This window comes from Marivibrio sp., from assembly GCF_040218065.1.
GTDB lineage: Bacteria > Pseudomonadota > Alphaproteobacteria > UBA8366 > Aestuariispiraceae > Marivibrio.
This window is the reverse complement of record NZ_JAVJQE010000015.1, coordinates 375,369-398,892: the sequence shown is the minus strand read 5'-3', so window position 1 is coordinate 398,892 and position 23,524 is coordinate 375,369. Positions and strand designations below refer to the sequence as shown.

The window sequence follows — 23,524 nt, the reverse complement described above, 5'->3', positions numbered from 1 at the left end:
GTCCGCGAAACTGAAACCGGTCGTTGGATTAATCGGCGGACTGGAAATCGCCTTGCACGCCATCATCATCGCGCTCCATCGGCAGGGCGCGTTGGATCGGGGTCGAGCAGCTCAAGGGCTCGATGAAGCAATTGCGCGATTGGATGGGCAGGTTTCGGGCGAGTCGGTGCTTGTTCTCCGGCAGATACGGAGGATGCTGGACCACGACTCGGGGCCTCATCCGGAGGACATCCGCGGGCAGCTTCGATTGCTTCAAGGAGGTCTTCCTGATTCTGACGAATCAGATCGGCCAACGGAGTAGGCCGGCACTGCCTGATCACCTTCACCCGCTCGGTTGACAGGGACACACCGAGAAGGCCCAGCGCCTCCAGCACGGTCTCGCGGTCAACCCCACGTTCATCGGCCTGCGCGATGGCGGCGCAAATGAGGGCGACCTCCAGGTCTGGCTCGGACTTCGGAGGCGCGCTCGCGATCTCAGCCGCCGGCCGTTCCGTGATCGCTTGGATCTTCTCCATCTCTGCGACAGCGCCGCGGGCGGAGCGGAGCGCCCTGACGACCTCCCAGCCGATGTTCCCGGTGGTGTGGTCTCGGCCGCGAAGCCAGACCTCCGCCAGGTCGCGCTGCGCATCCTGCAGTTGGGCGAGGGCCCGATAGGCCCAGGTTCCCGCGTATTCAGCGTCGTTGTTCACGCCGCCCTCCCTTTTTGACAGTGACCGGAGCGGCTCGAACGCGTACGATTTTCGGCGTCAGGGAGAAGACGGCTGCCGTCGTGGTTGAACCACTCGGGCCAGAGCGCGTGGAGCCTCACGCCCAGATGACGGGCGATGGCTCGGTTGCCTGCGGGCGTGCACCGGTAGAGGCACTTATGAGCTGCGGATTCAGAGATCCCAGCCCGCCGCGCCACCTCTGAAAGCGTGACGCCCGTTTTGCGGACGCGCGCCTTCACATCTTCCGGGTGCTCGTTGCGTCGCACCGTCTTCCCTCCAACACCGGCCCCGCCAGGCCGGTTTTTGTCGATCGGTTGCCGTCCGGTATCGGACTTCGAGGAGGCTAAGACAGATATGTCCACTCGTAAAGACGTTTTTGTCTTCCAAGAAGGCGCGCCTGACCAGTGTGTTGAGTAGACATGCAACCTGCTGATAATAAAAAGGAAAGTGAGAAGTTGGAAGTTTGGCCAAAAGATGGGGTAGGCTTTCCAAGATTGGAGAGAAATCTTGGAAGACGCCTCAGGGCGGCCTGCGAGTCCATCGGCCAGGACACTTCTGTCCGGGCCGCTGAACGATCATGGAAGCAGCTACAGCGATACTTCGATGGCGCGGAGCCAGGCGCGTTCGTTGTAGCGGGCATATGCACCGCCGCCCGCGTGTCGTTAGCGTATGTCATCGACGGTCGAATACAGGTTGCTGCCGATGCCGAGCTTGAAAGAACTCTGATCGATGAGGATTTCCGGGCTGTCCAGAAACGCATAGAGAAAGAAGGCAGAAGGACGGATTTGGTCGATGCGGAGACATTTTTGCTCAGGGAGTCGCAGGTCTATGCGCGCCTTGCCGCATTGCTCATTGGAAAGCCGAGGTACGAAAGGGATTACGAGCACCTCATCAAACCATCCCGTGAAAATTGGACGGCTGAGATCGACGCTGACGAACTAAGGGTCGTGCACGATTATTACGAGTTTGGCGCGGATGAGAGCCATTCAGAGTCAGACACGCCGAGGGTGCCGCGCTACGACCTGGCGCTCGCCGCCGGCCATGGGAGCTTCATCGACCGGGCGGAGCTCCTGGATCACATTCCCTTCACGCAAGCGTTTCTGCGCCGCAAGCTGGGACGGTCCTCGACGGACGGCCTGGTGATGCTGGACGCCCGCGGCGATTCGATGGAGCCGACGATCGGCGATGGCGACCTGGTCATGATCGACACGCGAGAGCGGGACCTGCAGGGCGGCCTCATGGCCTTCGTCCTGCACGACGTCGCCTACATCAAACGGCTGCGGCCCCTGATGGCGGGCGGTCTCGAGATCGTCTCCGACAACGCCGAGCTCTATCCGGCCGAACGTCTCGGCCAGCAGGACCTCGCCGACCTCCAGGTCATCGGCCGCGTTCGGTGGGTCGGGAAGGTACTCTGAGAGATCCCTGAGAGCGCCGTCACGCCGCGCCGAGAGACTGCAAATTCAAGTGTCAGAAAGGCCCGCAACATGCCCGACTGCAAATTCAACGACGAAACCCCGACGACGCCCGAACACCAGTCATCCCGCGGGGTCCCGCCTCATCCCGCCATATCCCGCCTCACTGCAGGTTCATGTGTCCCCTAACAGCTCAGCAGATTGATTATGGCCTGTTTTCAATGAGAAAAGGGCGATGAAGGTTAGCCCTTCATCGCCCGCTGTCCCAAGGTCCGGAATGTCTCGCTTCGCGCGGGGGGGGGCGCCCGCTGAACAATCAGGCGTGTCGGCGAAGGCGCAGACTCAAGCCGCAGCCGCTAGCGCAACAGATCGCGCACCGTCTTCGGCAGCGCGAAGCTCGCGACATGCAGCTCGGGGGTGTAGTAGCGCGTCTCGATCCCGGCGGCCTCGAAGCGCGCCTCGATCGTCTCGACCGGTTGGCGGCGCAGGCTCGCGTCGTCGCTGGCCCAGCCGAAGGCCATGTCGCCGCCCTGATAGGTGGGCACGGCCGCCAGGTAGAAATGCACGTCCTGGAAGCTGCGCCCCAAGCGCCGCCAGCTGTTCGTCACCTCGTCCGGTTGCACGAAGGGCACGCCGTTCTGGGTGACGATCACGCCGCCGGGCTTCAGGCGGCTCTTGCAGTCGGCGTAGAATTCGGCGGTGAACAGCACCTCGCCCGGCCCGATCGGATCCGTCGAATCGACGATGATCACGTCAAAGCGCTTCTCCGTCTCCTTCATGAACGTGCAGCCGTCGGCGATCACCAGCTCGAGCCGGGGGTCGTCGAAGGCGCCGTTCGAAAGCGACGGCAGATGCTGTTTCGAAAACTCGACCACGTCCGGATCGATCTCGACCATCACCGGGCGCACGGCCTGGTGCTTGAGGACCTCGCGCGCCATGCCGCCGTCGCCGCCGCCGACGATCAGCACGTCTTGCGCCCGCCCGTGCGCCAGGATCGGCACATGGGTCATCATCTCGTGATAGACGAACTCGTCCCCCTCGGTCGTCTGCACGACGCCGTCAAGGCACAAGACCCGCCCGAAGCGCGGGTTTTCGAAGACGACCAGATCCTGCAGCCCGTCGCCGGACTGGTACAGGACCCGGTCGATCTTCAACCCCTGGCGCAGCTCCGGATGGAGCTCCTCGTCGAACCAGTCGCCGGTCACGAGACCGGGACGCCCTGGCGCGCCACGCGGCCGCGCATAAGGTCGTTGAGCTCGACCCGGCCGGCCGAGAAGCCCTCGCGCAGCACCTCGATCGCCGCATGCGGCGTCGCGTCGCCGCACATGAAGATGTCGAGGGCCGCGTAGCCGACCTCGGGCCAAGTGTGGATCGAGATGTGACTCTCCGCCAGCACGGCCACGCCCGAGACGCCCTCGGGGCTGAAGCGGTGCAGGTGGAAATGCAACAGGGTCGCGCCCGCCACCTCGATGCAGCGCTTGAGCACGCTTTCGATATGGTGGATGTCGTCGAGCCCGCTGGCTTCCCAAAGGTCGACGATCAAGTGGGTCCCGGCGAACGTCTCGCCGTCGCGCTTGATGAAATGATCCAACCTGTCGTCGGCGAAAAGGCCGGCGGGCAGGTGGAAGGTTTCGGTTACGCTCTCGTCCTTATGGGCTGCGCTTTGGACCCCGTCCGCTGCCGTCCCCAGATCGGAAAGAGCGATGTCGTCTCTCGGCATCGCATCCTCCATCCAGTAGATGACACGCTTCATCAACGTGAGCGCGCGATATGCACTGGAACGGCTTTCGCACGCAATGGGAAAAATGGGGATTTCCCATGAAATTTCATCACTGTCGCCATGCAGTCACGGCAGGGCTGGTTTGCAGGCGGCGGTGATGACCCGCACCGTCTCCTCCCACAGCGCGAACCCGTCCAAATCCGCGGGATCGGCCCAGCAGGCGTCGATCGCGTCGTCGCCGGGGCGCGGCTCGCCCGCGGTCCAGCGCGCGGCGAAATCCACCAGAGTGTAGTGGTAGAGCGGCGGGCCGGCGGGCGCGGCGGGATCGGCCGTGATGCTGTCGACCACGTCGATCAGCCGCAGGTCGGCGATCTCGACCCCCGCCTCCTCGCGCACCTCGCGGATCGCGGTCTCGCGCACGGTCTCGCCCAGCTCCTGGCGACCGCCGGGCAGCGACCATTGACCCTCGCGCGGCGGGCGGCCGCGCTTGATCAGCAGCACCTGCGGGCCGTGGGCCGTCGTCTTCAACACGACGACGCCGACGCCGATCAGGGGGCGGGCGGTCATGGCGCCCCCGCCAACCTCCCCCCATGAAGGGGGGAGGCTTTGTCCGGAGGCGTCCTCAATACATATGCTGCCCGCCGTTGATGGAGAGGGTCGAGCCGGTGATGAAGCCGCCCTCGTCGCTCACCAGGAAGACGACGCCGCGGGCGATCTCGCTCGCCTCGCCGAGGCGGCCGACCGGGATGCGCGCCTTGATCTTCTCCAGCACGTCCTCCGGCACGGCGCGGACCATGTCGGTGTTGATGTAGCCGGGCGCGATCGCGTTGACCGTGATGCCGGCGCGCGCGCCTTCCTGGGCCAGCGCCTTGGTGAAGCCGTGGATGCCCGATTTGGCGGCGGCGTAGTTGACCTGGCCGTACTGCCCGGCCTGGCCGTTGATCGAGCCGATATTGACGATGCGGCCGAACTTGCGCTCCCGCATCCCTTCGATGACGGCGCGGCTGCAGTTGAAGCAGGAGCCGAGATTGGTGTCGATCACCGCCTGCCATTGGTCCGGCGTCATCTTGTGCATGGTGCCGTCGCGGGTGATGCCTGCGTTGTTCACCAGCACCTCGATCGGGCCGAGCTCGCTTTCGATCTTCTTCACGCCGTCGACCACCGAGTCGTAGTCGGAGACGTCGAACTTGTAGACGGAGACGCCCGTCTCCTCCTTGAACTTGTTCGCCGCGTCGTCGTTGCCGCCGTAGTTGGCGGCGACCGTGTAGCCGGCGTCCTGCAACGCCGTCGCGATCGCGGCGCCGATGCCGCGGGTGCCGCCGGTGACCAGTGCAACACGTCCCATGACTTTCCTCCTCGTTCCTGCGTTGTCGCCCGCGCGTCCCTGACGAAGCCGAACCGCACCGCAGCCGGCGCGGCCGCCGCGTGCACGCGGGCCGCCGGTTTAATCCGGGTGCTCGACCGGAAGACCGCCCGATCGGGGCGGGTCCAAAGGATAAGCGCGTCAGATGACCGGCTTCTTAGATTCGATTGAAACAAATTAAGCGCCCGGCCTCAATGCCGCGTCCGTGTTTCAACGCAGACGCGCCGCGCCCCCGCGGGCGGTGTCGCCCAACCGTCTCGCCCAACGGTGTTGTCATGCGCCGCGCGGCGGAATAAGCGGGAGGGAGCATGTCCCAATGGCTGGTCTCCCGCCTCGCGCGGCACACCCACGAGCTGTTCCGTCTGGCCGCGCCCGTCGCCGTCAGCCGCGCCGGCGTGCTCATGCTGACCACCGTCGACATCGCGATGCTGGGACGCTATTCGGCCGAGTCGGTCGGCTACTACACGCTGGGAACCTCGCCTTTCATCATTCTTCTGGTGGTCGGCATCGGGCTGATGCAAGGGGTGCTGGTGGCGACCGCGCACCATCGCGGCGCGGAGCGCTGGTCGGAGACCGGCCAGGTCTGGCGGCGCGGTCTGCCCTACGCCTTTGTCATCGGCGCGATCGGCTTCGCCCTGACCACTCAAGGCGCGCCCTATTTCGCGCTGACCGGCCAGTCGTCCGCCCTGATCGAGGCGAGCGCCTCCGTGACCTTCTGGCAGGGCGCCGGTCTGATTCCGATGATGCTCTATATCACCACCGCCTTCTTCCTGGAGGGGATCGGCCGCCCGGCGCCGGTGTGGGTGGCGATCTGGACGGCCAACGTGATCAACCTGCCGCTCAACTGGTGGCTGATCTACGGCGGCTTCGGCGTGGACGCGCTGGGCGCGGACGGCGCGGCGATAGCCACCACGATCGCGCGGGTCTTCATGGCGGCGGCGCTGCTGGCCTATGTCTGGCGCTTGCGGGACCGCGACGCACTCGGCGTGCGCCTGCGGCCGGACCCCGGTTGGCTGAAGGGCGGGCGCGGCGACCGGCGCTACGGCTACGCGGCCGGCCTGTCGCTTGGCTTCGAGACGGGCGCCTTCGGCGTGATGGCGCTGTTCGCCGGCTGGCTGGGGCCGCAGGCCTTGGCGGTCTACGGCGTGGCCAATGCGCTTCTCGCGATGCTGTTCATGATCGCGCTCGGCCTGGCGACGGCGACGGGCGTGCGCGTCGGCGTCGCGCACGGCCGCGGCGACGGGCCGGACCGCGCGCTCGCCGGCTGGACGGGGTTCGGCTGGTGCATGGTCGCGATGGGTCTCTTCGGCCTTATCTTGAATCTGATACCGGGAGAGGTGGCGAGCCTCTACACCGACGAGCCCTTCCTGGCGGTCGCGGCCGTCCCGACCATCATGCTGGTCGGCTGGCTGCTGGTGGCCGACGGCGGGCAGGTCGTGCTGGCCAACGCGCTCCGCGCCGCCGCCGATCCCTGGGTCCCGACGGCGATCGCCTTCTTCAGCTATTTCGTCGTGATGATCCCGACCGGCTGGTGGCTGGGCGTGCATCTGGAGCGCGGACCGGAAGGGCTGTTCGAGGGGATCCTGATCGCCAGTTTCGTCAACGTGACGATCCTGGGCGCCCGGTGGGCGTGGCGGTCGGTGCAGGGGGTGCGGGCGGCGTGAGCGAGGGCGCCCCGCGCCGGGCTGGCCCGGGGGGCTGTAAAAAATCCCCGCCTTCGCGGGGACTGCGGCATGGCGAAAAGCGGGATGTCATCCCGGCCGGAGCGCAGCGCAGAGCCGGGATCTCGACGATCCTGCTCCTCCCTCGAGATCCCGGACGGCCTTAGGCCGTCCGGGATGACATCGGATGCGGTGGGAAAGCGCGCCCCGCCCCTCAGTCGAAATCCTCGGCCAGCGAGGCGCGGCTCGCCTCCTGCAGCACGACCATGTGGCTGTATTGCGGGTGGCTGAAGCCGACGACGATCTGCTCGTCCGTCTGCTTGAAGGCCCCGATCTGGTCGGCGGTGAAGGGGAAGTGCAGGAACTGAACGCTCGACGCCTTACCGTCGGCGGTGGTGCGGTCGACGTCGGCCTCCGGCACGCCTTTGACCTCATGGCCGGCGAAGCGGATGAACATCGTCTCCTCGATCCCGCCCAGCTTGGCGAGGAAGGCGTGGCGGCGCACCGGATCGTCGATCTCGAACATCACGGTCGCGACCAGTTCCCGGCCGTTAGGCACCATGCCGGCGTAGGCGGAGAGCTCGTCGTCGATCTGCTCCTCCCCGCCCTTCTCGATGCAGAGCATCTCATTGATCTGATGCACCATCGTCTCGAAGCATTCGAAATAGCAGGTGGCGACCGGGCCGATCTCGATGCGGCGCGGCTTCTTGATCGCGAGCAGCTCGGCGCGCTTCTCCTTGCGGACCTTGGCGTAGGCCTCAGGCTCCATCAGATCCGAGCGGTCGAGGCTGCGCTTCGAGGATCGGGCGGGGGTCATGGCGGCGGTCTCCATTGAACTCAGACTCCAGCGACGTCGGCGCTCAAAGCCCGTAGGCCTTGGCGAACAGGGTGATCGGATGCGGCGTGGTTTCGGGCAGGGACGCCTTCTCGTCCGCGTCCTTGGCCGACATTTCCATGCCTTGCGCGATGTGCAGGCCGGCGAGCGGGCATTCGGAGGCGACGTATTTGGCCTTGCCGTTCGCCTTGGCCTGGCGGAAAACCGGCCGGCCAACCTTGATCCCGACCTCGAAGTTCTCCTTCATCACGCCCCAGCTGCCGCCGTGGCCGGAGCAGCGCTCAACCACCGTCAGCTCGATCTCCGGGATCAACTTCAGCATCTCAGTCGCCTTCTGACCCATATTCTGGGCCCGGCTGTGGCAGGCGATGTGAACCGTAACCGGCCCGTCAAGCGGCTTCAGCCCGTCCGCCAGCCCGAACTCCTTGGCGAGGCGCACGACGTATTCGCTGGCGTCGCGGGTCGCGGCCGACAGCTTCTTGATCCGCTCGTCGTCCGGGAGGATCAGCGGCCACTCGAACTTCAGCATCAACGCGCAGGAGGGCACCAGCGCGATGACCTCATAGCCGTCGTCGACATATCTCTCCAGGGAGGCGGCGACGCGCTTGGCCTTCTCGGCCACGTCCTGGATCGCGCCCTGCTCCATCTGCGGCATGCCGCAGCATTCGGGGTAGACGACCTCGGCGGCGACGCCGTTCTTGGCCAGCACGCCGAGCAGCGCCTCGCCCACTTCCGGCGTGTTGTAGTTGCCGTAGCAGGTGGCGTAGATCACCGCCTTCTTCTTGCCGGCGGCGGGGGCCTTGTCGTCGGCCTTGGGCGGGTTGGCCTTGGCGCTGGCGACCAGGGTCTTCTTCGCGAATTTGGGCAAAGCGGCGTCGCGGTGGACGTCGGCCGCCTTCTCCATCAGCGGGCGGGTCAGGCCGTTCCCACGGTCGGTCGCCCAGTTGGCGACGCCCGACAGCGCGCCGGCGGCGAGCTTGCCGTTGCGGTCGGTCGCGGTGAGCTGTTTCTCGGCGAAGGGCGCGCCCTTCTTCTTCGCCTCGACTGCGCGGTAGCGCAGCATCAGGTGCGGGAAGTCCAGATTGAACTCGTGCGGCGGCACGTAGGGGCACTTCACCATGAAGCACATGTCGCACAGCGTGCAGGCGTCGACGACCGGCTTGAAGTCTTTGCTGTCGACGGTGTCGAGCTCCTCGGACGGCGCCTCGTCGATCAGATCGAAGAGCCGCGGGAAGCTGTCGCACAGATTGAAGCAGCGCCGGCAGCCGTGACAGATGTCGAAGACCCGGCGCAGTTCCTCGTCCAGCTTGGCCTCGTCGTAGAAGTCGGGGTTCTTCCAGTCGATCGGATGCCGGACCGGCGCTTCCAGGCTGCCTTCGCTCATCGTTTTTCTCCCGGCGCGACACGGGCCGCGCGCGCTGCTGCGGGTCCGGTGAAGAAGGCGGCGGGCGGGCGGGTCGCTTGCGGCGGACGCGCGACGCCACCGCCGCGGCGCCTGCGGCCGCCGGACCGGTGACTGTGGGGTCTGACTTTCAACCGTCTTTTGACGCGCCCGGATCAGCCTCTATCGGGCCGTGATGCGACCGGGCGCCGGATCGGACCCGCCGGCCGAGAGCCTTCAGCCCTCGGCCGGCGCGCCCTAACCATCGGCTCGGATCGGCCGATTAGCCGTCCAGGCTGTCGAGGGCCTTCTGGAAGCGGCCGGCGTGGCTCTTCTCAGCCTTCGCCAGGGTCTCGAACCAGTCGGCGATCTCGTCGAAGCCTTCCTCGCGGGCCGTGCGGGCCATGCCCGGGTACATGTCGGTGTACTCGTGCGTCTCGCCGGCGATGGCGGCCTTCAGGTTGGCGCCGGTGTCGCCGATCGGCTCGCCGGTGGCCGGGTCGCCGACCTCCTCCAGGAACTCCAGATGGCCGTGCGCGTGGCCGGTCTCGCCCTCGGCGGTCGAGCGGAACACGGCGGCGACGTCGTTGTAGCCCTCAACGTCCGCCTTCTGAGCGAAGTAGAGGTAACGGCGGTTGGCCTGGCTTTCGCCCGAGAAGGCGTCTTTCAGGTTCTGCTCGGTCTTGCTGCCCTTCAGCGACATGGGGTCTCTCCGTCTGTTCGTATGATCTCTTGCTAACGGATCGTCGCACGTCCGCGCCGGCCTCTACCGGGCCGCGGGGAACGCCGTCGACAGGCGGCATGATAGCCGCGCGCCATGCGCTGTCAACAGTTTAAAAAGGTTCTAAACTGCCGACGATGCGATTGTTTATGCGGAGAGAATGAGAAACGTTCGCACCCACAGATCCGGCACGGATCCGGCACAGATCTGGGCGTCCCGCCCGCGCGGGCGCGCCAGCGGATCAGCGCCGCGCGCCGACCCGGATCACCACCTCGACCCGGCTGATTTCCGCGCCTTCGGGCGGCTCCGGCAGACGGCTCAGCTCCACCGCCTCGTCCGGAATGTCGATCAGGCGGACGTCGTCCTCGTGGAAGAAATGATGATGCGGCCGCGTGTTGGTGTCGAAATAGGATCGTCCCGGCTCCACCACCACTTCGCGCAGGATGCCGACATCCTTGAACTGGTGCAGCGTGTTGTAGACGGTGGCGAGCGAAACCTTCACGTCGGCCGCCCGGGCGGCGGCGTGCAGCTGTTCGGCGGTGGTGTGATGATCGCCCTTGTCGAACAGCAGTTTGGCCAAGGCCAGGCGCTGACGCGTCGGGCGCAACCCCACCTCTTTCAGGCGGGCCAGCGCATCGGCAAAGGGTCGTTCCTGAACGCTCGCCATGGTCACAGCACTTCCCTGTCGTTCGCTTAAGCCGCGGTTCGCTCAAGCCGTCTGTCGCTCAACTCTGCGGCGACGGTCGCCGCCGGGGCCGCCCTTCGTCGAGAGGTCTCGGCGGGTGCGCCACCTTTACATAACCATGACAACTCAAAAATTAAAGTCCTTTGTTGCGAGCGCTCTAGCCATCTCTTTGGAACGAGTACAAGTCGAAACCCAACCCGGGAGCGCCTGACCCGCCGGCCAAGGCCCTGCCCTATCTGGCGAATTGAGGGCTGTGAACCCCAATATCTTGTGGCATAACCGGGCCTTACTCTCGCCATACGACGCAGGCAGAAGGCCGGGCCATGAGCGCGAAGAAATCAGCCGGGAAGAAGCGGCCCCAAAAGCAAGGCCGCCAGAAGAAGGCCGCGCCGCCGGCGCCCAAGGGGCGATGGCGGCTGCTGCGCGGCCTGGTGGCGGCTGCGATTTGGCTCATGGTGGCGGGCGCCGGCGTGATCGCCTGGTTCGCCTGGGATCTGCCCGATCCGGCCGCGGTCGCAGCGCGCACCGAACGCACGCCGATCGTGACTGTGGAGGCGGCCGACGGCTCGCCTCTACTGCGCCGCGGCCAGCTGTACGGCGAAGCGCTGACGCTGGCCGAGATCTCGCCGCATCTGCCCAAGGCCTTGCTGGCGACCGAGGATCGACGTTTCTACGAGCATCCGGGGATCGATCCGATCGGCGTGGCGCGGGCGCTGTGGACCAACATCGTCGCCGGGCGGGTGCGCCAGGGCGGCAGCACGATCACCCAGCAGCTGGCGAAAAACCTCTTCCTCACGCCCGAGCGCACGCTGCGCCGCAAGGTGCAGGAGGCGTTGCTGGCCTTCTGGCTTGAGCGGACCTTCACCAAACGGCAGATCCTGGAGACCTATCTGAACCGGGTCTATCTGGGCGCCGGCGCCTACGGCGTCGACGCCGCCGCGAAGCGCTATTTCGGCGTGGAGGCCAAGGATCTCGGCCTGTGGCGCTCAGCCGTGCTGGCCGGCTTGCCCAAGGCCCCCTCCGCGCTCAACCCCTTCGTCGCGCCGGAGCGCGCGGCCGAGCGCGCGCGCGAAGTCTTGCAGAACATGGTCGACGCCGGTTGGCTCTCGGCCGACGAGGCGAAGGCCGCCGCGCGTCAAACGGTCGAGACCCGCGCAACCGACGCCGCCGGACGCAACAGCCGCTGGTTCGCCGACTGGGCGATGGACCGGGCCGGCGATCTGTTGGGAGGGATCGATCAGGACGTGCGCGTCGAGACGACCCTGGAGCCGGCCCTGCAGCGCGCGGCCGAGGCCGCCGCCGCCGACGTCGCCGCCGCCGCGCAAGCCGACGGCGCGAGCCAGATGGCCTTCGCCGCGCTTCGGCCCGACGGCGCCGTCGCAGCCATGCTGGGCGGCTACGACCGTCGGCGGAGCGCGTTCAACCGCGCGGTGCAGGCGCGCCGCCAGCCCGGCTCCACCTTCAAGCTGTTCGTCTATTTGGCGGGGTTCGAGAACGGCGTCGCACCCGACGACGTGATCGACGACCGCGAGATCACGGTCGACGGCTGGACGCCGCGCAACGCCAGCCGCGGCCATCGCGGGCCGGTGACGGTGCGCGAAGGCGCGGCGCGCTCGATCAACACGGTCGCGGTCGCGGTGGCCGAGCGCGCGGGCCGCGGCGCCGTTATCGACACGGCGCGCAAGCTGGGCCTCACGACGGACCTGCAGCCGACGCCCTCGCTTGCGCTCGGCGTCTACGAGATGAGCCCGCTGGAGCTGACCGGCGCCTACGTCGCGCTGTCGAACGGCGGGCGAGCCGTCGCGCCGTTCGCGATCCGCCGCATCGTCGCCGCCGACGGGACCGTCCTCTACGAACGTCCCGTCACCTGGCCGCCGCAGGTGTTGAGCGGCCGCGCGGTGGCCGGCGCGCTGGACGTCTTCGGCGCGAGCATGACCTGGGGCACGGGCAAGACGGCCGCGCTGCCCGGGCGCGAAGCGGTCGGCAAGACCGGCACCAGCCAGGACTACCGCGACGCTTGGTTCGTCGGCGCGACCGCGCAGCTGACCGCCGGGGTGTGGATGGGCGCCGACGACGCCGCCCCGATGCAGGAGGTCTATGGCGGCCTGTATCCCGCACAGCTGTGGAAGGGTTTCATGCAGCGCGCGCTGGCCGACGCGCCGGCGAAGGCGTTGCCGCGTCCGCCGGCCGAGACGCGGCGCGCCCCCGAACCCGACGCCAACCCGATCGAGCGCCTGATCTTCTCCGCGCGCGAAGCGCTGTCAGACGCCGCGGCGCAGGGGGACGCCGGCGGCGCTGCCGACGAGACGCCGCTGTGGGAGCGCAGCAACCGCTAGCCGGTCCGCGCGCTATTCGATCAGCCCGTTGCAGATGAAGAGCGACAGCAGCTCGACCGTCGAGCCGACCTCGAACTTGCGCAGCATGCTGGCGCGATGGCTTTCCACCGTGCGATGGCTGATGGCGAGGTCGAGCGCGATGCCCTTGGCGCTGTCGCCGCCGAGCGTTCGGCGCAGGATCTCGCGTTCGCGCCGGGTCAGGCTTTGGAGCTTGTGGTAAAGATCGAGCCAGAGCGGCCAGTCGCGGATCGCCACGAAGGAGAGATGCAGCCGGCGCCCGCACGCCGCCTTTAAGGGGGTGACCAGATGCTCGGTCGCCACGATCTCGCCGCCGCGCCGCTTCATCCAGCCTCGCGCGGAAAACGGCTCGTTCCGCTCGAGCGATCCGTCCCCGATCCGCCCGAACATCGCGAACAGCTCCGGATCCGCGTGCAGAATGTGGGTCGGACGACCGACCAGCTCTTCGGCTGCGTAGCCGAACGCCGTCTCGGCGGCGCTGTTCACCTCGTCAATCAACCGGGTCTTGAACTCGACGACGAAGACCGGCTGGTGCAGGGCTTCGATGACGCGCCGCACGTCGTCGCGGTTGAGCGCGTCGGTCGGCGGTGACTGTGACATGACTTTCGGCCTCTTTGCGGCGGACGCCCCTCCACCGAATTTCCGCCGAGTGATCGCATACTCCTGGAACGTGGGAAGCACAGGACTTTCATGAAAGAGGGCGCCCGGCCGGTCAATTACGCAGGATTACGCAGGCTTGGAGCCGTACGGCCGCCTACTGCGCGCCGGCCTGACGCAGCACGTCCTCGATGCCGGGGCGGCGGCTGGTGCGGGCGTAATCCAGCACGCTGCGGCCGGTGTAGTCCTTGACGCCCAAATCCGCGTCGGCGTCGACCAGACGCTGCACGATGTCGCGATACCCGTCGCGCGCCGCCGCCATGATCGGGGTTAGGCCCTGCCGGTTGCGGGCGTTCGGATCGGCGCCGACGCCCAACAACACATCCAGGGTGTACCAATCGCCGTTCTCGACCGCCCAATGCAGGGGGGTGTTGCCGAAATCGTCCTGCCAGTTCGGGTTGGAGCCGCGCGCGACCAGCACCTCGATCATTTCGGCGTCGCCGTTGCGCGCGGCGATGATCACCGGGTTGCGGCCGTCGGTGTGGACCATGTTCGGGTTCTCGCCGCGCAGCAGTTCCGAGCGCACGGTCTCAAGGTCGCCGTCCTGCACCGCCCCGATCAGGGGCGGCGGCGCGCCGAGCACGGTCTGCGCCTGCGCCGGCCCCGCGGCCAGCAGCGCCGCGCCGAGGGCGGCGGCGCCCAGCAGAAGGGACGGACGGGGAAGTCGGCGGCGCATCGCGGTCTCTCTCAAGCTCAATCCTTACCGGCGGACGCGCCCGTGGCGTTATCGGCCCGCCCGTTTCACATGTAGCCCCTCAGAACCGCTCCGCCAACCGGCTTGCAAGCCAGTCGAGCGCGGCGGCCGGCGTCTCGACCCGCGGCGGCGGGACGGGCGGCGGGCGCCGGATCATCACAACCGGCAGGCCGAGCGCCCGCGCCGCGGCCAGCTTGCCCGCCGTGGCTGCGCCGCCGCTGTTCTTGGTCACCAGCACCTCGGCCCCGAGGTGCGTCAACAAGGCCTCCTCTGCGGCGGGCTCGAACGGACCGCGCGCGGCGATCAGGCGGAAGCCCGGCCGCTCGGCCGGCGCGCCGTCGGTCTCGATCAGCCGGACGGTCACCTCCAGATCCGGCCGCCCGGCGAAGCGCGCGGCCTCCTGAGCGCCCAGGGTCACGAACAGCCGCCGGCCGCACGCCGCCGCCTTCGCCAACGCGTCGGCGGCGTCGTCCGCCTCGATCCAACGATCCTGCGGGCCGGGGCTCCACGGCGGGCGTTCGACGCGCAGACGCGGGACGCCGGCCGTCTTCGCCGCCGCAAGCGCGTTCCAAGGCATCCGCCGGGCGAAGGGGTGGGTCGCGTCGATCAGCAGGTCGACGGCGCGGGCTTCCAGATAGGCCGCCAGTCCGGCCGCCCCGCCGAAGCCGCCGACGCGCACCCGGCCCGCCGGCTTGCGCGGTTGGCGCGTCCGCCCGGCGAGCGAGGTTTCGACATCGAGCGCATCGCCGAACCGCGCGACGGCGGCGTCGGCCAGCCCGCGCGCCTCCATCGCCCCGCCCAGAATCAGGAGCGTCGCGCGGCTCACGCCGGGATCCGCAGATCGGGATCGGTCGCGGCCAGCGGCGCGCCGGCCCGGTCGACGATCAACACGTCCAGCCGGACGCCGGAATCACCCAGCATGGCGCGGCCCGTCTCCCGCGCCTGGGCGGCGATCGTCCGGGGCAGCGGCAGATCGGCCGCCTGCGCCAGCGCGAGCGCTTCGGCGGCGGTGTTCGCGCCGGCGATCGCCGCGGCGAGTTCCGCGTCCGCGCCGATCCGCGCGGCGGTGCGGGCCAGCTTGTCGAAATCGACCTGCGCGCGGGCGGAGTGCAGATCGCCCGCCCCCTGCGCCAGCTTCACCAGCTTGGCGAAACCGCCTGCGACCGTGACTCGGGACACCGGATGACGGCGCAGATACTTCAACATGCCGCCGGCGAAATCGCCCATGTCGATCAGCGCCTCCAGCGGCAGATCGTAGAGCCGCTGGACGACGCCCTCAGAGGTCGATCCGGTCGAGCCTGCGACATGGCCGAAACCGTTCGCCCGAGCCACGTCGATCCCGCGGTGGATCGAATGAATCCAGGCGCTGCAGGAAAACGGATGCACCACGCCCGTGGTCCCCAGCACCGACAGACCGCCGACGATGCCGAGACGCGGGTTCCAGGTCTTCTGCGCCAGCGCTTCGCCGCCGGGAATCGCGATCTCGATCTCGAGGTCCAGAGGTCCGGTCCACTCGACGGCGTCGGCGGCCTCCCGCAGATTCGTCTCGATGATCTCGCGCGGCCTGGGATTGATCGCCGGCTCGCCGACGGCGATCGGCAGACCCGGCTTGGTGACCGTGCCCACCCCCTCGCCCGCCGTGAAGACAAGGCCGGCGCCGGGCGCGGCGCGCCGAACGGTCGCGCGCACCGTCGCGCCGTGGGTGACGTCGGGGTCGTCGCCGGCGTCCTTGACGACCGCGGCGCTTGCGGCGGCGTCGTTCAACGCCCGCTCGCTCAGCGCGAAGTCTGGAAGCTCGCCCTTCGGCAGGCGGATGCGCACGGGATCGGGAAAGCCGGCCCCGGCCAGCGCGCAAAAGGCGGCCTTGGCGGCGGCGGCGGCGCACGCCCCCGTCGTCCACCCGCTGCGAAGCTCTCCGGTCGGTCTGTTCCGCGCCATGGCGGCGGGGAGCCTACAGCCAAGTGCGGCGCACCGCCAGACGCTGCGCGCGCCCGAAGGCCTCGCAACGTCGGCTGACGCGACGCCGTCGCGGTCTTGAGAGTCGCATTCGGGCTAGGCGCAGCGGGCGCGCTTCGCTAGGCTCCCCTCCATCATGACGACGCGTTCGCTCTTCCCCTCGTCCTACGCCGCGCCCGACTTTCAGCCGGGCTGGGTCTGGCTGGTCGGCGCCGGGCCCGGCGATCCCGGGCTGTTGACGCTGAACGCCGCGCACGCGCTCGGCCGCGCCGACGTCATCGTCTACGACGCGCTGGTCGACGAGCGCATCCTGGACCTGGCGAGCCCCAAGGCCGAGCTGATCTTCGCCGGCAAGCGCGGCGGCCGGCCGAGCCCGAAGCAGCGCGCGATTTCGCTGCGCCTGGTCGAGCTGGCGCGCGAGGGCCGCCGGGTGCTGCGCCTCAAGGGCGGCGACCCCTTCGTCTTCGGCCGCGGCGGCGAAGAGGCCCTGACGCTGGTGGAGGCGGGCGTGCCTTTCCGCGTCGTCCCGGGCGTGACCGCCGGAATCGGCGGCCTCGCCTACGCCGGCATTCCGGCGACGCACCGCGACTGCAACTCCGCCGTCACCTTCATCACCGGCCATTCGGTGACGGGCGAGGTGCCGGACAATCTGGACTGGGAGGCGCTCGCGCGCGGCGCGCCGGTCATCATCCTCTATATGGCGGTCAAGCACATGGCGCGGATCGCCGACAAGCTGATCGAGGGCGGTCGCGACCCGGGCGAGCCGGTCGCCTTCGTCTCACACGCGGCGACCGAGCGCCAACAGGTGGTCGAAACGACGCTCGGCTCGGCCGCCGAAGCCGCCGCGCAGGTCGAGCCGCCTGCGGTGATCGCCATCGGTCCGGTGGTCAGTCTGCGCCCCGCGCTCGACTGGATGGCGGCGGCGAAAGGGGAGCGGGTGCTGATCGCCGACCTGCTCGGCGCTCGCCGCGCGGACGAGGCGGTGTGACGCCCGAGCGCTCCCCGCCCGGCCTGATTCTCGCCGCGCCGGCCAGCGGCTCCGGCAAGACGGTCGCGACGCTGGCGCTGATGCGCGCGTTCGCCGACCGCGGGCTGCGCGTCGCGCCCGCCAAGACCGGACCGGATTACATCGATCCCGCCTATCACGAGGCCGCCTGCGGCCGACCGTCGGTCAATCTGGACCCCTGGGGGATGCGGGCAGAGACCCGCGCCGGATTGGTCCGATCGCTGACGCGCGACGCCGATCTGGCGCTGGTCGAGGGCGTCATGGGCCTGTTCGACGGCGCCGCCGACGGGCGCGGCGCCACCGCCGACCTGGCGGCGGAAACCGGCTGGCCGGTGGTCCTGATCCTCGACGTCAAAGGCCAGAGCGCGAGCGCGGCCGCCGTCGCCAAAGGCTTCGCCGCGGTGCGCGAGGACGTCCGTCTGACGGGCGTGGTCCTGAACCGCGTCGGCTCCGCCGCCCACCGCGCGATGGTGGAGGCGGGCTTCGCCGCCCACGCCCCGCAGATCCCGGTGCTGGGCGCTATACCGCGCGACGCCCGCCTCGCCCTGCCGAGTCGGCATCTGGGCCTGGTGCAAGCGCGCGAACGCCCGGATCTGGACGCCTTCATCGCCGGCGCCGCCGAAATCGTCGCCGGCGGCGTCGACTTGGCCGCCCTGCGCGCCGCCGCCCGACCGGGCGCGGCGGAGGCTCGCGGCGAACCCGCGCCCGCGATCCCGCCGCCGGGTCAAACCGTCGCCGTCGCCGAGGACGAGGCGTTCGCCTTCCTCTACCCGCATCTGATCGACGGGTGGCGGCGCGCGGGCGCGGCGATCCGCGTCTTCAGCCCGCTGGCCGATGAAGCGCCGGACCCGGCGGCCCAGGCCGTCTATCTGCCCGGCGGCTATCCGGAGCTGCACGCCGGGCGCCTCGCCTCGGCCCGGCGCTTCAAGGCGGGCTTGCGCGCGGCGGCCGAGGGCGGCGCCTGGATCTTCGGCGAATGCGGCGGCTACATGGCGCTTGGCGCGGGGTTGATCGACGCGGACGGCGGGCGCCACGAAATGGCCGGGCTGCTGCCGGTCACGACCAGTTTCGCCGACCGGCGCCTCACGCTCGGTTATCGCCGTGCGACGGCGTTGGCGGACAGCGCCTTCGCGCCGGCCGGCGGGGCGTTGTTCGGCCACGAGTTCCATTACGCGACGCTGGCGAGCGAAGGGCCCGGCGAGCCGCTGTTTCGCCTCAGCGACGCGACCGGCGCCGATCGGGGAGCGGCCGGGCTGGTCGACGGGCGGGTGGCGGGAAGCTTCCTGCACGTGCTAGACCGCGCGCCATGACGACGCCCCGCTCCAAACCCGCCCGCCCGTTCTGGGAGGAAAAACGCCTCGATGAGATGAGCGAGGCGGAGTGGGAGAGCTTGTGCGACGGCTGCGGCCTGTGCTGCCTGCACAAGTTGGAGGACGTCGACACCGGCGAGGTGGCCTTCTCGAACGTCGCCTGCCGGTTGATGGATTGCGACAGCTGCCGCTGCACCGACTATCCCAACCGCAAGGCACACGTGCCCGATTGCGTGCAGCTGAGCTCGGAGACCCTGCATCAGATCTACTGGCTGCCGACAAGCTGCGGCTACCGACGCGTGGCGGAGGGGCGCGGGCTCGCCTGGTGGCATCCGCTGGTCTCCGGCGATCCCGAGACGGTGCATCAGGCGGGGATCTCGGCGCGCGGGCGCGTCGTCTCGGAAGCGGGATTGAGCGAGCCGGACCTCTATATCGAGCAATGGCTCAACGACGGCGGCGAGCCGCTGGTCCGCCTGCCCGGCAAGCGCCCGCCGCGCGTCGGGTGAGCCGGAAAGGTCCCGTCTGTTCTTCCTCCCAGGATAAAGGAAAACGACCCCGCGCCGCCGTCGCAGGGGGAGACCGGAGGAAGCCCGTCACCGGATCCGCGCGATCTCCAGCAATCGATCGACGGCGACGTAGCGCTCCAAATGCTCGGCGAGCGCATCGAGCGTGGTCTCGACCAGGGTCTCGAAGGCGGGGCCGGCCTCGAATCCGGGGCGCAGGCTTTTCAGGTAGGCGCGGCGGAATCCGTCGGCCGCGAACAGCGCGTGCAGATAGCAGCCGGCCGCCAACCCGTCCCGGCTGATCGCGCCCTCCGCCGTCCCGTCGTCGAGGCGCAGCAGAGCGCGCGCGCGATCTGCGCCGTCGGTCGCGCCCATGTGGATCTCGTAGCCGGCGACGGCCTCGCCGGTCTCGAGGTGGGTGGCCGCGCGCTCCGTCACCGTCTTCGGGCCTCTCAACACCGTCTCGACGTCGAGCAGGCCGAGCCCCTCGGCCTCGCCCGGCGGGCCTTCGATTCCGTGCGGGTCGGCGATGCGCCGCCCCAGCATCTGATAGCCGCCGCAAAGTCCCAGCACCCGGCCGCCGCGGCGCAGATGGGCGCGAAGGTCGACGTCCCAGCCGGCCGCGCGCAACGCCGCCAGATCGGCGAGCGTCGCCTTCGAGCCCGGCAGCAGCACGAGGTCCGCGTCCCCCGGCAGCGCCTCGCCCGGGCGAACGACGGTGAGGCGCACGCCCGGCTCCGCACGCAACGGGTCGAGATCGTCGAAATTCGCGATTCGCGGCAGACGCGGCACGACGACGTGCACCGGATCGACGCCCGCGCCCGCCGTCGCGATCGCCCCGCGGTCGAGGGCGACCGCGTCTTCGGCCGGCAGTCGGCCGGCCTCCGGGAAATAGGGGATTACGCCGAGAGAAGAGAGGGCGGTGCGCGCGGTGATGATCTCCAACCCGCTGTCGAACAGGCTGAGGTCGCCGCGGAACTTGTTGACGAGGTAGCCTTTGAGGCGCGCGCGCTCCCCCTCCTCCAACACCGCAACCGTGCCGACGAGACTGGCGATCACGCCGCCGCGCTCGATGTCGGCGACCAGCAGGACGGGCACGTCGGCGGCCTCCGCGAAGCCCATGTTGGCGATGTCGCCGCGGCGCAGATTGACCTCGGCCGGGCTCCCGGCGCCCTCGACCAGCAGGACGTCGGCGCCCTCGCCCAGGCGCTCGAAGCTTTCCAGCACGCGGGGAAGCAACTGATCCTTGAGGCGGTAATAATCGCGCGCCTTAGCGGTTCCGAAGACGCGGCCCTGGACGATGATCTGGCTGCCCATGTCCGATTGCGGCTTCAGCAGCACCGGGTTCATGTCGACCGAGGCCGGGCGGTTCGCGGCGCGCGCCTGAAGAGCCTGGGCGCGGCCGATCTCTCCCCCGTCCGGCGTGACGGCGGCGTTGTTCGACATGTTCTGCGGCTTGAAGGGCGCGACGACCAAGCCGCGGCGGGTCAACGCGCGGGCGAGGCCCGCGACCAGCAGGCTCTTTCCGACGTCCGAGCCGGTGCCCTGCAGCATCACCGCGGGCGTGCGCATCGGCGCTCCCTTCCCCCGTTTCGCACGCGACCTCGTGACGGCGTCTCAGCGGCGCGGGCCCGCGCCTCAGCGCGTGGCGTCGGCGAGCGCGTCGCGCAACAGATCCGCGTGGGGATTGCCCGCCTGGCCTTGCAGCACGATCGCCTCCGGCGCCAACCGTCTGCCGTAATAGGCCTCGTTCAGGCTGTCGCGCGGCAGGATCACCGACCCCTCGAAATTGACCCCAATATAGAGACCCTGCGCCACCGAATAGGAGAGAATGTCGACGTTCAGGTTGGTCGTCGTGGAGGCGTCGAGTCCGGCGCCGTACGGGCCGGCGGCGCCGTCCAGTTCGCCGCCGATCTTGACCATGTCCTCCAGGATCGCCTGGAGCCCGCTGCCCGTCATCACGAGCAGCAGCACCTCGGACGCCTGGCCGCCGAACTGCAGTCCGAAGGAGGCCGCGCCCATCGAATAGAAGGCGGGATAACTCCACCGCCCCTGCTCGTCGCGCGCCAGCAGCACGCCGGTGCCGCCCTCGCCGCCGACGATGAAGCCCCCCTTCAGGAGCTGCGGGACGATCAACACCGCCTTCGCGCGCTTCAGATACGCCTTCACATATGGACCCAGATCCGGGTGTTTCTGCAGCTTCTTCAAGGTGAACTGCGCTTCGGTCACCAGTTCTTCGGCGTCGGCCTGATCGGCCTTGGCCGGCGGCGCGGCGAGGACCGCCGCCGCCAGCATCAACGCGGCGATGACGACGGCTAGGCGGGTCTTCAAGAGCGGCATGGCGTGCCTCCTTTTCAGCGATCCGGGCTCACGCGGGCGGCGGGCGACGGGCCGAGCCTTCCTAAAATTCAATCCCAAGCTGCGCCTTCACGCCGTCGCGGAAGGGATGCTTCACCTGGGTCATTTCGGTCACGAGATCGGCGGCCTCGATCAACTCGTCCTTGGCGTTGCGGCCGGTGACGACGACGTGGAGCATCTCGCGTTTGGCGGCGAGCGTCTCCAACACCTCTTCGATCGGCAGATAGTCGTAGCGCAGCACGATGTTGAGCTCATCCAGGATCACCATCTGGATCGTCTCGTCCGCCATCGCCTCGCGCGCGAACTCCCAGGCGGCGCGCGCGGCGGCGATGTCGCGTTCACGGTCCTGGGTGTCCCAGGTGAAGCCTTCGCCCATCGCCTTCATGACGCATTGGTCTGGGAAGCGCTCCAGCACCTTGCGCTCGCCGGTCTCCCAGACGCCTTTGACGAACTGCACCACCGCGATCTTCATGCCCGAGCCGATGGCGCGCACGGCGAGCCCCATGGCCGCCGTCGTCTTACCTTTGCCCTTGCCGGTATGCACGATGATCAGACCCTTTTCGCGCGTCTTGCCGGCCAGCATCTTCTCGCGCGCGGCCTTTTTCTTCGCCATCTTCTCGGCGTGGCGGCGATTGATCTCCTCGTCGGTCATGCCGTCGGTCTTCATGGGCCCGTCCTTTGATCCTGCGCCGCGTCAGTGTGCGCCGATTCGCGGCGGAAATGAGGCGAGACCTGCATACGACGCCGAAGCCCCCACGCCAAGAGCCCGCTCGCCCCGCCGCTCGCGGGGCCGACCTCTTCCAAGGGAGGGCCGTCGATCGCCCCCCCATCGACCCGAGGCCCGATCCCCGCTATAGCGAAAGGCCATGAGCACCCTCGACGCCCCGCGCCCGCTTCCCAGCCCCTACATCCAGGTCGCCGGCCTGGTGGCCGCGATGGCGTTGATCGCCGTCGGCAACGGGCTGATGGCGACCTACGTGCCGGTGCGGCTCAACGATGTCGGCGTCGAGAGCCGAGCGGTCGGGGCGGTGGTGACGGCCTACGCCGTCGGCATGCTGCTGGGTTGCCTGCTGTCCGGCTATCTGGTGCGCCGCAGCGGCCATGTGCGCGCCTTCACCACGCTGGCGGCGATGGGCACGATCTCGGCGCTGCTCTTGTCGATCGAAACCGGCGCGCTCAGCTGGGGCGCGCTTCGGATCGCCGGCGGCTTCTGCACCACCGGCATGTTCATGATCGCGCAGAGCTGGCTCAACGCGGTGACGCAAAGCGCCTGGCGGGGGCGGGTCATGGCGCTGTTCTACGTCAGCTACACGGTCGGGCTGGCGACGGGGGCGCTGGCGCTCTCGCGGCTCGACGTCGCGGGCGACGACGCGCTGATGCTGCTGGCGGGCTGCTACGCGGCCGCGTTGGCCCCGATCGGCCTGACCCGGCTGCAGCAGCCCGACGCGCCGCAACGCATCACGGTGAAGCTGCGCGAGGTTTACGCGATCTCCCCCATCGGGTTGGTCGGGGCTTTCGTGTCCGGCGGGCTGGGGATGACGATGCTGGGCGTCGGGCCGCTTTACGGCACCGAGATCGGCCTGGCCGCGGCCCAGGTCGCGCTGCTGACCGCGGCGCTGCAGGGCGGCAATCTGATCATCCAATGGCCGCTCGGCGCGCTCAGCGACCGGATCGACCGACGGCTTGTGATTCTGGCGGCCTCGATCGGAGTCGCGCTCGCCTCGATCGCCGTTGCGGCTTTCGGAGCGTCGGTTCCAGGCGCGCTGTTCTGGGGTTTGTTGGCGGTGTTCGCGATCTGGGGCGGGCTTGCGGAATCGATCTACACGATCTCGACCGCGCATGCGAACGACCACGCGCAGGCCGACGACGTGGTGATGGTCTCCTCCACCATCCTGATCGTCTGGGCGACGGGCGCGACGCTCGGCCCGGCGGTCGCGACTGTCGCGCTGGAGGTCGCGGGCGTCGTCGGCCTTTGGGCTTTCTTCCTGGCCGAGGCGGCGCTGTTCGCCGGGTTCGTCATCTGGCGGCGCACCCGGCGGGAGCGCCCGGCCGACGCGGACCAGGAGGAGTTTCAGGCCTGGCCCGCCTCCTCGCCGCCGATACCGGAGCTGTCGCCGCTGTCGGAGCAGGAGGAGCGCGAGGGGGAGACTGAGGCGCAGCCCCGCTAGCCCGCCCGTCATCACCCAAGCGCAGGAGGTGCG

24 protein-coding genes are annotated in these 23,524 nt (G+C 68.9%); 7 read left to right on the top strand and 17 right to left on the bottom strand.

Translation table 11 applies throughout. The features are described 5' to 3' along the window. Positions 1-65: 65 nt before the first annotated feature. Both RIB45_RS17720 and RIB45_RS17715 read right to left on the bottom strand, forming a co-directional pair. Positions 66-689, bottom strand: coding sequence for a hypothetical protein (locus tag RIB45_RS17720; RefSeq protein ID WP_350051911.1), 624 nt, complete (start codon positions 687-689; stop codon positions 66-68). After that, complete coding sequence (locus RIB45_RS17715) at positions 686-946, bottom strand: helix-turn-helix domain-containing protein (protein WP_350051985.1); 261 nt, start codon at positions 944-946, stop codon at positions 686-688. Before RIB45_RS17715 ends, RIB45_RS17720 begins: the two co-directional genes overlap by 4 nt. Positions 947-1,126: 180 nt before the next feature. On the opposite strand from RIB45_RS17715, the gene RIB45_RS17710 reads away from it, so the two are divergent. Further along, the gene (locus RIB45_RS17710) at positions 1,127-2,122 is read left to right on the top strand and encodes a S24 family peptidase (RefSeq protein WP_350051909.1); all 996 of its coding nucleotides are present in this window, start codon (positions 1,127-1,129) and stop codon (positions 2,120-2,122) included. 353 nt (positions 2,123-2,475) lie between these two features. On the opposite strand, the gene speE is transcribed toward RIB45_RS17710, so the two are convergent. The 4 genes from speE to phbB form a co-directional block, all read right to left on the bottom strand. Continuing rightward, positions 2,476-3,324, bottom strand: coding sequence for a polyamine aminopropyltransferase (speE, locus tag RIB45_RS17705; protein ID WP_350051907.1), 849 nt, complete (start codon positions 3,322-3,324; stop codon positions 2,476-2,478). Beyond that, positions 3,321-3,872, bottom strand: coding sequence for an adenosylmethionine decarboxylase (gene speD / locus RIB45_RS17700; protein WP_350051905.1), 552 nt, complete (start codon positions 3,870-3,872; stop codon positions 3,321-3,323). Before speD ends, speE begins: the two co-directional genes overlap by 4 nt. Before the next feature lie 93 nt (positions 3,873-3,965). Continuing rightward, on the bottom strand, positions 3,966-4,406 hold the full coding sequence (locus RIB45_RS17695) for an NUDIX hydrolase (RefSeq protein ID WP_350051903.1): 441 nt from the start codon (positions 4,404-4,406) through the stop codon (positions 3,966-3,968). 55 nt (positions 4,407-4,461) lie between these two features. Further along, positions 4,462-5,184 carry an acetoacetyl-CoA reductase gene (gene phbB / locus RIB45_RS17690; RefSeq protein WP_350051901.1) on the bottom strand — a complete coding sequence of 241 codons (723 nt, stop codon included), beginning with the start codon at positions 5,182-5,184 and terminating at the stop codon, positions 4,462-4,464. Between the two features lie 326 nt (positions 5,185-5,510). On the opposite strand from phbB, the gene RIB45_RS17685 reads away from it, so the two are divergent. Beyond that, positions 5,511-6,866 carry an MATE family efflux transporter gene (locus RIB45_RS17685; protein WP_350051899.1) on the top strand — a complete coding sequence of 452 codons (1,356 nt, stop codon included), beginning with the start codon at positions 5,511-5,513 and terminating at the stop codon, positions 6,864-6,866. Positions 6,867-7,077: 211 nt separating this feature from the next. Here RIB45_RS17685 and RIB45_RS17680 read toward each other — a convergent pair whose 3' ends face one another. From RIB45_RS17680 to irrA, 4 genes are all read right to left on the bottom strand, one after another. After that, on the bottom strand, positions 7,078-7,680 hold the full coding sequence (locus tag RIB45_RS17680; protein WP_350051897.1) for a DUF3501 family protein: 603 nt from the start codon (positions 7,678-7,680) through the stop codon (positions 7,078-7,080). 43 nt (positions 7,681-7,723) lie between these two features. After that, entirely contained in the window at positions 7,724-9,082 is a 1,359-nt protein-coding gene (locus RIB45_RS17675) for a heterodisulfide reductase-related iron-sulfur binding cluster (protein ID WP_350051895.1), read from the bottom strand. A 280-nt stretch (positions 9,083-9,362) separates the two neighbouring features. Then, positions 9,363-9,782: a rubrerythrin family protein gene (locus tag RIB45_RS17670; RefSeq protein ID WP_350051893.1), complete on the bottom strand. Its 420-nt coding sequence runs from the start codon at positions 9,780-9,782 to the stop codon at positions 9,363-9,365. A 259-nt stretch (positions 9,783-10,041) separates the two neighbouring features. Next, a complete protein-coding gene (gene irrA / locus RIB45_RS17665) occupies positions 10,042-10,467 on the bottom strand; it encodes an iron response transcriptional regulator IrrA (RefSeq protein ID WP_350051891.1) in 426 nt (141 codons plus the stop codon). Between the two features lie 341 nt (positions 10,468-10,808). On the opposite strand from irrA, the gene RIB45_RS17660 reads away from it, so the two are divergent. Further along, on the top strand, positions 10,809-12,821 hold the full coding sequence (locus tag RIB45_RS17660) for a transglycosylase domain-containing protein (protein ID WP_350051889.1): 2,013 nt from the start codon (positions 10,809-10,811) through the stop codon (positions 12,819-12,821). A gap of 12 nt (positions 12,822-12,833) precedes the next feature. Here RIB45_RS17660 and RIB45_RS17655 read toward each other — a convergent pair whose 3' ends face one another. The 4 genes from RIB45_RS17655 to RIB45_RS17640 all read right to left on the bottom strand — a co-directional run bounded on the left by RIB45_RS17655 (position 12,834) and on the right by RIB45_RS17640 (position 16,128). Further along, complete coding sequence (locus RIB45_RS17655) at positions 12,834-13,439, bottom strand: LuxR C-terminal-related transcriptional regulator (RefSeq protein WP_350051887.1); 606 nt, start codon at positions 13,437-13,439, stop codon at positions 12,834-12,836. A 154-nt stretch (positions 13,440-13,593) separates the two neighbouring features. Further along, complete coding sequence (locus RIB45_RS17650) at positions 13,594-14,172, bottom strand: ankyrin repeat domain-containing protein (protein WP_350051885.1); 579 nt, start codon at positions 14,170-14,172, stop codon at positions 13,594-13,596. A 79-nt stretch (positions 14,173-14,251) separates the two neighbouring features. After that, positions 14,252-15,016 (bottom strand): cobalt-precorrin-6A reductase, encoded by a 765-nt coding sequence (locus RIB45_RS17645; RefSeq protein ID WP_350051883.1) that lies wholly within the window; start codon positions 15,014-15,016, stop codon positions 14,252-14,254. Then, the gene (locus RIB45_RS17640) at positions 15,013-16,128 is read right to left on the bottom strand and encodes a cobalt-precorrin-5B (C(1))-methyltransferase (protein ID WP_350051882.1); all 1,116 of its coding nucleotides are present in this window, start codon (positions 16,126-16,128) and stop codon (positions 15,013-15,015) included. Before RIB45_RS17640 ends, RIB45_RS17645 begins: the two co-directional genes overlap by 4 nt. 154 nt (positions 16,129-16,282) lie before the next feature. Between RIB45_RS17640 and cobA the strand changes: the two genes are divergently transcribed. From cobA to RIB45_RS17625, 3 genes are read left to right on the top strand one after another with little or no spacing between them, the layout of a single operon-like run. Continuing rightward, positions 16,283-17,134, top strand: coding sequence for a uroporphyrinogen-III C-methyltransferase (cobA, locus tag RIB45_RS17635; RefSeq protein WP_350051881.1), 852 nt, complete (start codon positions 16,283-16,285; stop codon positions 17,132-17,134). Further along, positions 17,131-18,462 carry a cobyrinic acid a,c-diamide synthase CobB gene (locus RIB45_RS17630; RefSeq protein WP_350051880.1) on the top strand — a complete coding sequence of 444 codons (1,332 nt, stop codon included), beginning with the start codon at positions 17,131-17,133 and terminating at the stop codon, positions 18,460-18,462. The genes cobA and RIB45_RS17630 overlap by 4 nt, the downstream gene beginning before the upstream one ends. Beyond that, positions 18,459-18,968, top strand: a complete 510-nt coding sequence (locus RIB45_RS17625) for a YcgN family cysteine cluster protein (protein ID WP_350051879.1) — start codon at positions 18,459-18,461, stop codon at positions 18,966-18,968. Before RIB45_RS17630 ends, RIB45_RS17625 begins: the two co-directional genes overlap by 4 nt. Positions 18,969-19,055: 87 nt before the next feature. Here the strand turns inward: RIB45_RS17625 and RIB45_RS17620 are convergent, their stop codons facing one another. The 3 genes from RIB45_RS17620 to cobO all read right to left on the bottom strand — a co-directional run bounded on the left by RIB45_RS17620 (position 19,056) and on the right by cobO (position 21,990). After that, complete coding sequence (locus tag RIB45_RS17620; protein ID WP_350051878.1) at positions 19,056-20,537, bottom strand: cobyric acid synthase; 1,482 nt, start codon at positions 20,535-20,537, stop codon at positions 19,056-19,058. A gap of 66 nt (positions 20,538-20,603) precedes the next feature. After that, a complete protein-coding gene (locus RIB45_RS17615) occupies positions 20,604-21,305 on the bottom strand; it encodes a lipid-binding SYLF domain-containing protein (RefSeq protein WP_350051877.1) in 702 nt (233 codons plus the stop codon). Positions 21,306-21,366: 61 nt separating this feature from the next. After that, positions 21,367-21,990, bottom strand: coding sequence for a cob(I)yrinic acid a,c-diamide adenosyltransferase (cobO, locus tag RIB45_RS17610; protein ID WP_350051876.1), 624 nt, complete (start codon positions 21,988-21,990; stop codon positions 21,367-21,369). A gap of 199 nt (positions 21,991-22,189) precedes the next feature. Between cobO and RIB45_RS17605 the strand changes: the two genes are divergently transcribed. After that, positions 22,190-23,491, top strand: coding sequence for an MFS transporter (locus RIB45_RS17605; RefSeq protein WP_350051875.1), 1,302 nt, complete (start codon positions 22,190-22,192; stop codon positions 23,489-23,491). The last annotated feature ends 33 nt before the right edge of the window (positions 23,492-23,524 follow it).

Bases quoted from the DNA above. Each gene is read 5' to 3' on its own strand.
- RIB45_RS17685 (WP_350051899.1), top strand. From the start codon at position 5,511: ATGTCCCAATGGCTGGTCTCCCGCCTCGCGCGGCACACCCACGAGCTG.
- RIB45_RS17680 (WP_350051897.1), bottom strand. From the start codon at position 7,680: ATGACCCCCGCCCGATCCTCGAAGCGCAGCCTCGACCGCTCGGATCTG.
- RIB45_RS17695 (WP_350051903.1), bottom strand. From the start codon at position 4,406: ATGACCGCCCGCCCCCTGATCGGCGTCGGCGTCGTCGTGTTGAAGACG.
- phbB (WP_350051901.1), bottom strand. From the start codon at position 5,184: ATGGGACGTGTTGCACTGGTCACCGGCGGCACCCGCGGCATCGGCGCC.
- RIB45_RS17655 (WP_350051887.1), bottom strand. From the start codon at position 13,439: ATGTCACAGTCACCGCCGACCGACGCGCTCAACCGCGACGACGTGCGG.
- RIB45_RS17620 (WP_350051878.1), bottom strand. From the start codon at position 20,537: ATGCGCACGCCCGCGGTGATGCTGCAGGGCACCGGCTCGGACGTCGGA.
- RIB45_RS17670 (WP_350051893.1), bottom strand. From the start codon at position 9,782: ATGTCGCTGAAGGGCAGCAAGACCGAGCAGAACCTGAAAGACGCCTTC.
- cobO (WP_350051876.1), bottom strand. From the start codon at position 21,990: ATGAAGACCGACGGCATGACCGACGAGGAGATCAATCGCCGCCACGCC.
- RIB45_RS17660 (WP_350051889.1), top strand. From the start codon at position 10,809: ATGAGCGCGAAGAAATCAGCCGGGAAGAAGCGGCCCCAAAAGCAAGGC.
- cobA (WP_350051881.1), top strand. From the start codon at position 16,283: ATGACGACGCGTTCGCTCTTCCCCTCGTCCTACGCCGCGCCCGACTTT.
- RIB45_RS17605 (WP_350051875.1), top strand. From the start codon at position 22,190: ATGAGCACCCTCGACGCCCCGCGCCCGCTTCCCAGCCCCTACATCCAG.
- RIB45_RS17625 (WP_350051879.1), top strand. From the start codon at position 18,459: ATGACGACGCCCCGCTCCAAACCCGCCCGCCCGTTCTGGGAGGAAAAA.
- RIB45_RS17675 (WP_350051895.1), bottom strand. From the start codon at position 9,082: ATGAGCGAAGGCAGCCTGGAAGCGCCGGTCCGGCATCCGATCGACTGG.
- irrA (WP_350051891.1), bottom strand. From the start codon at position 10,467: ATGGCGAGCGTTCAGGAACGACCCTTTGCCGATGCGCTGGCCCGCCTG.
- speD (WP_350051905.1), bottom strand. From the start codon at position 3,872: ATGAAGCGTGTCATCTACTGGATGGAGGATGCGATGCCGAGAGACGAC.
- RIB45_RS17640 (WP_350051882.1), bottom strand. From the start codon at position 16,128: ATGGCGCGGAACAGACCGACCGGAGAGCTTCGCAGCGGGTGGACGACG.
- RIB45_RS17710 (WP_350051909.1), top strand. From the start codon at position 1,127: ATGCAACCTGCTGATAATAAAAAGGAAAGTGAGAAGTTGGAAGTTTGG.
- RIB45_RS17650 (WP_350051885.1), bottom strand. From the start codon at position 14,172: ATGCGCCGCCGACTTCCCCGTCCGTCCCTTCTGCTGGGCGCCGCCGCC.
- RIB45_RS17615 (WP_350051877.1), bottom strand. From the start codon at position 21,305: ATGCCGCTCTTGAAGACCCGCCTAGCCGTCGTCATCGCCGCGTTGATG.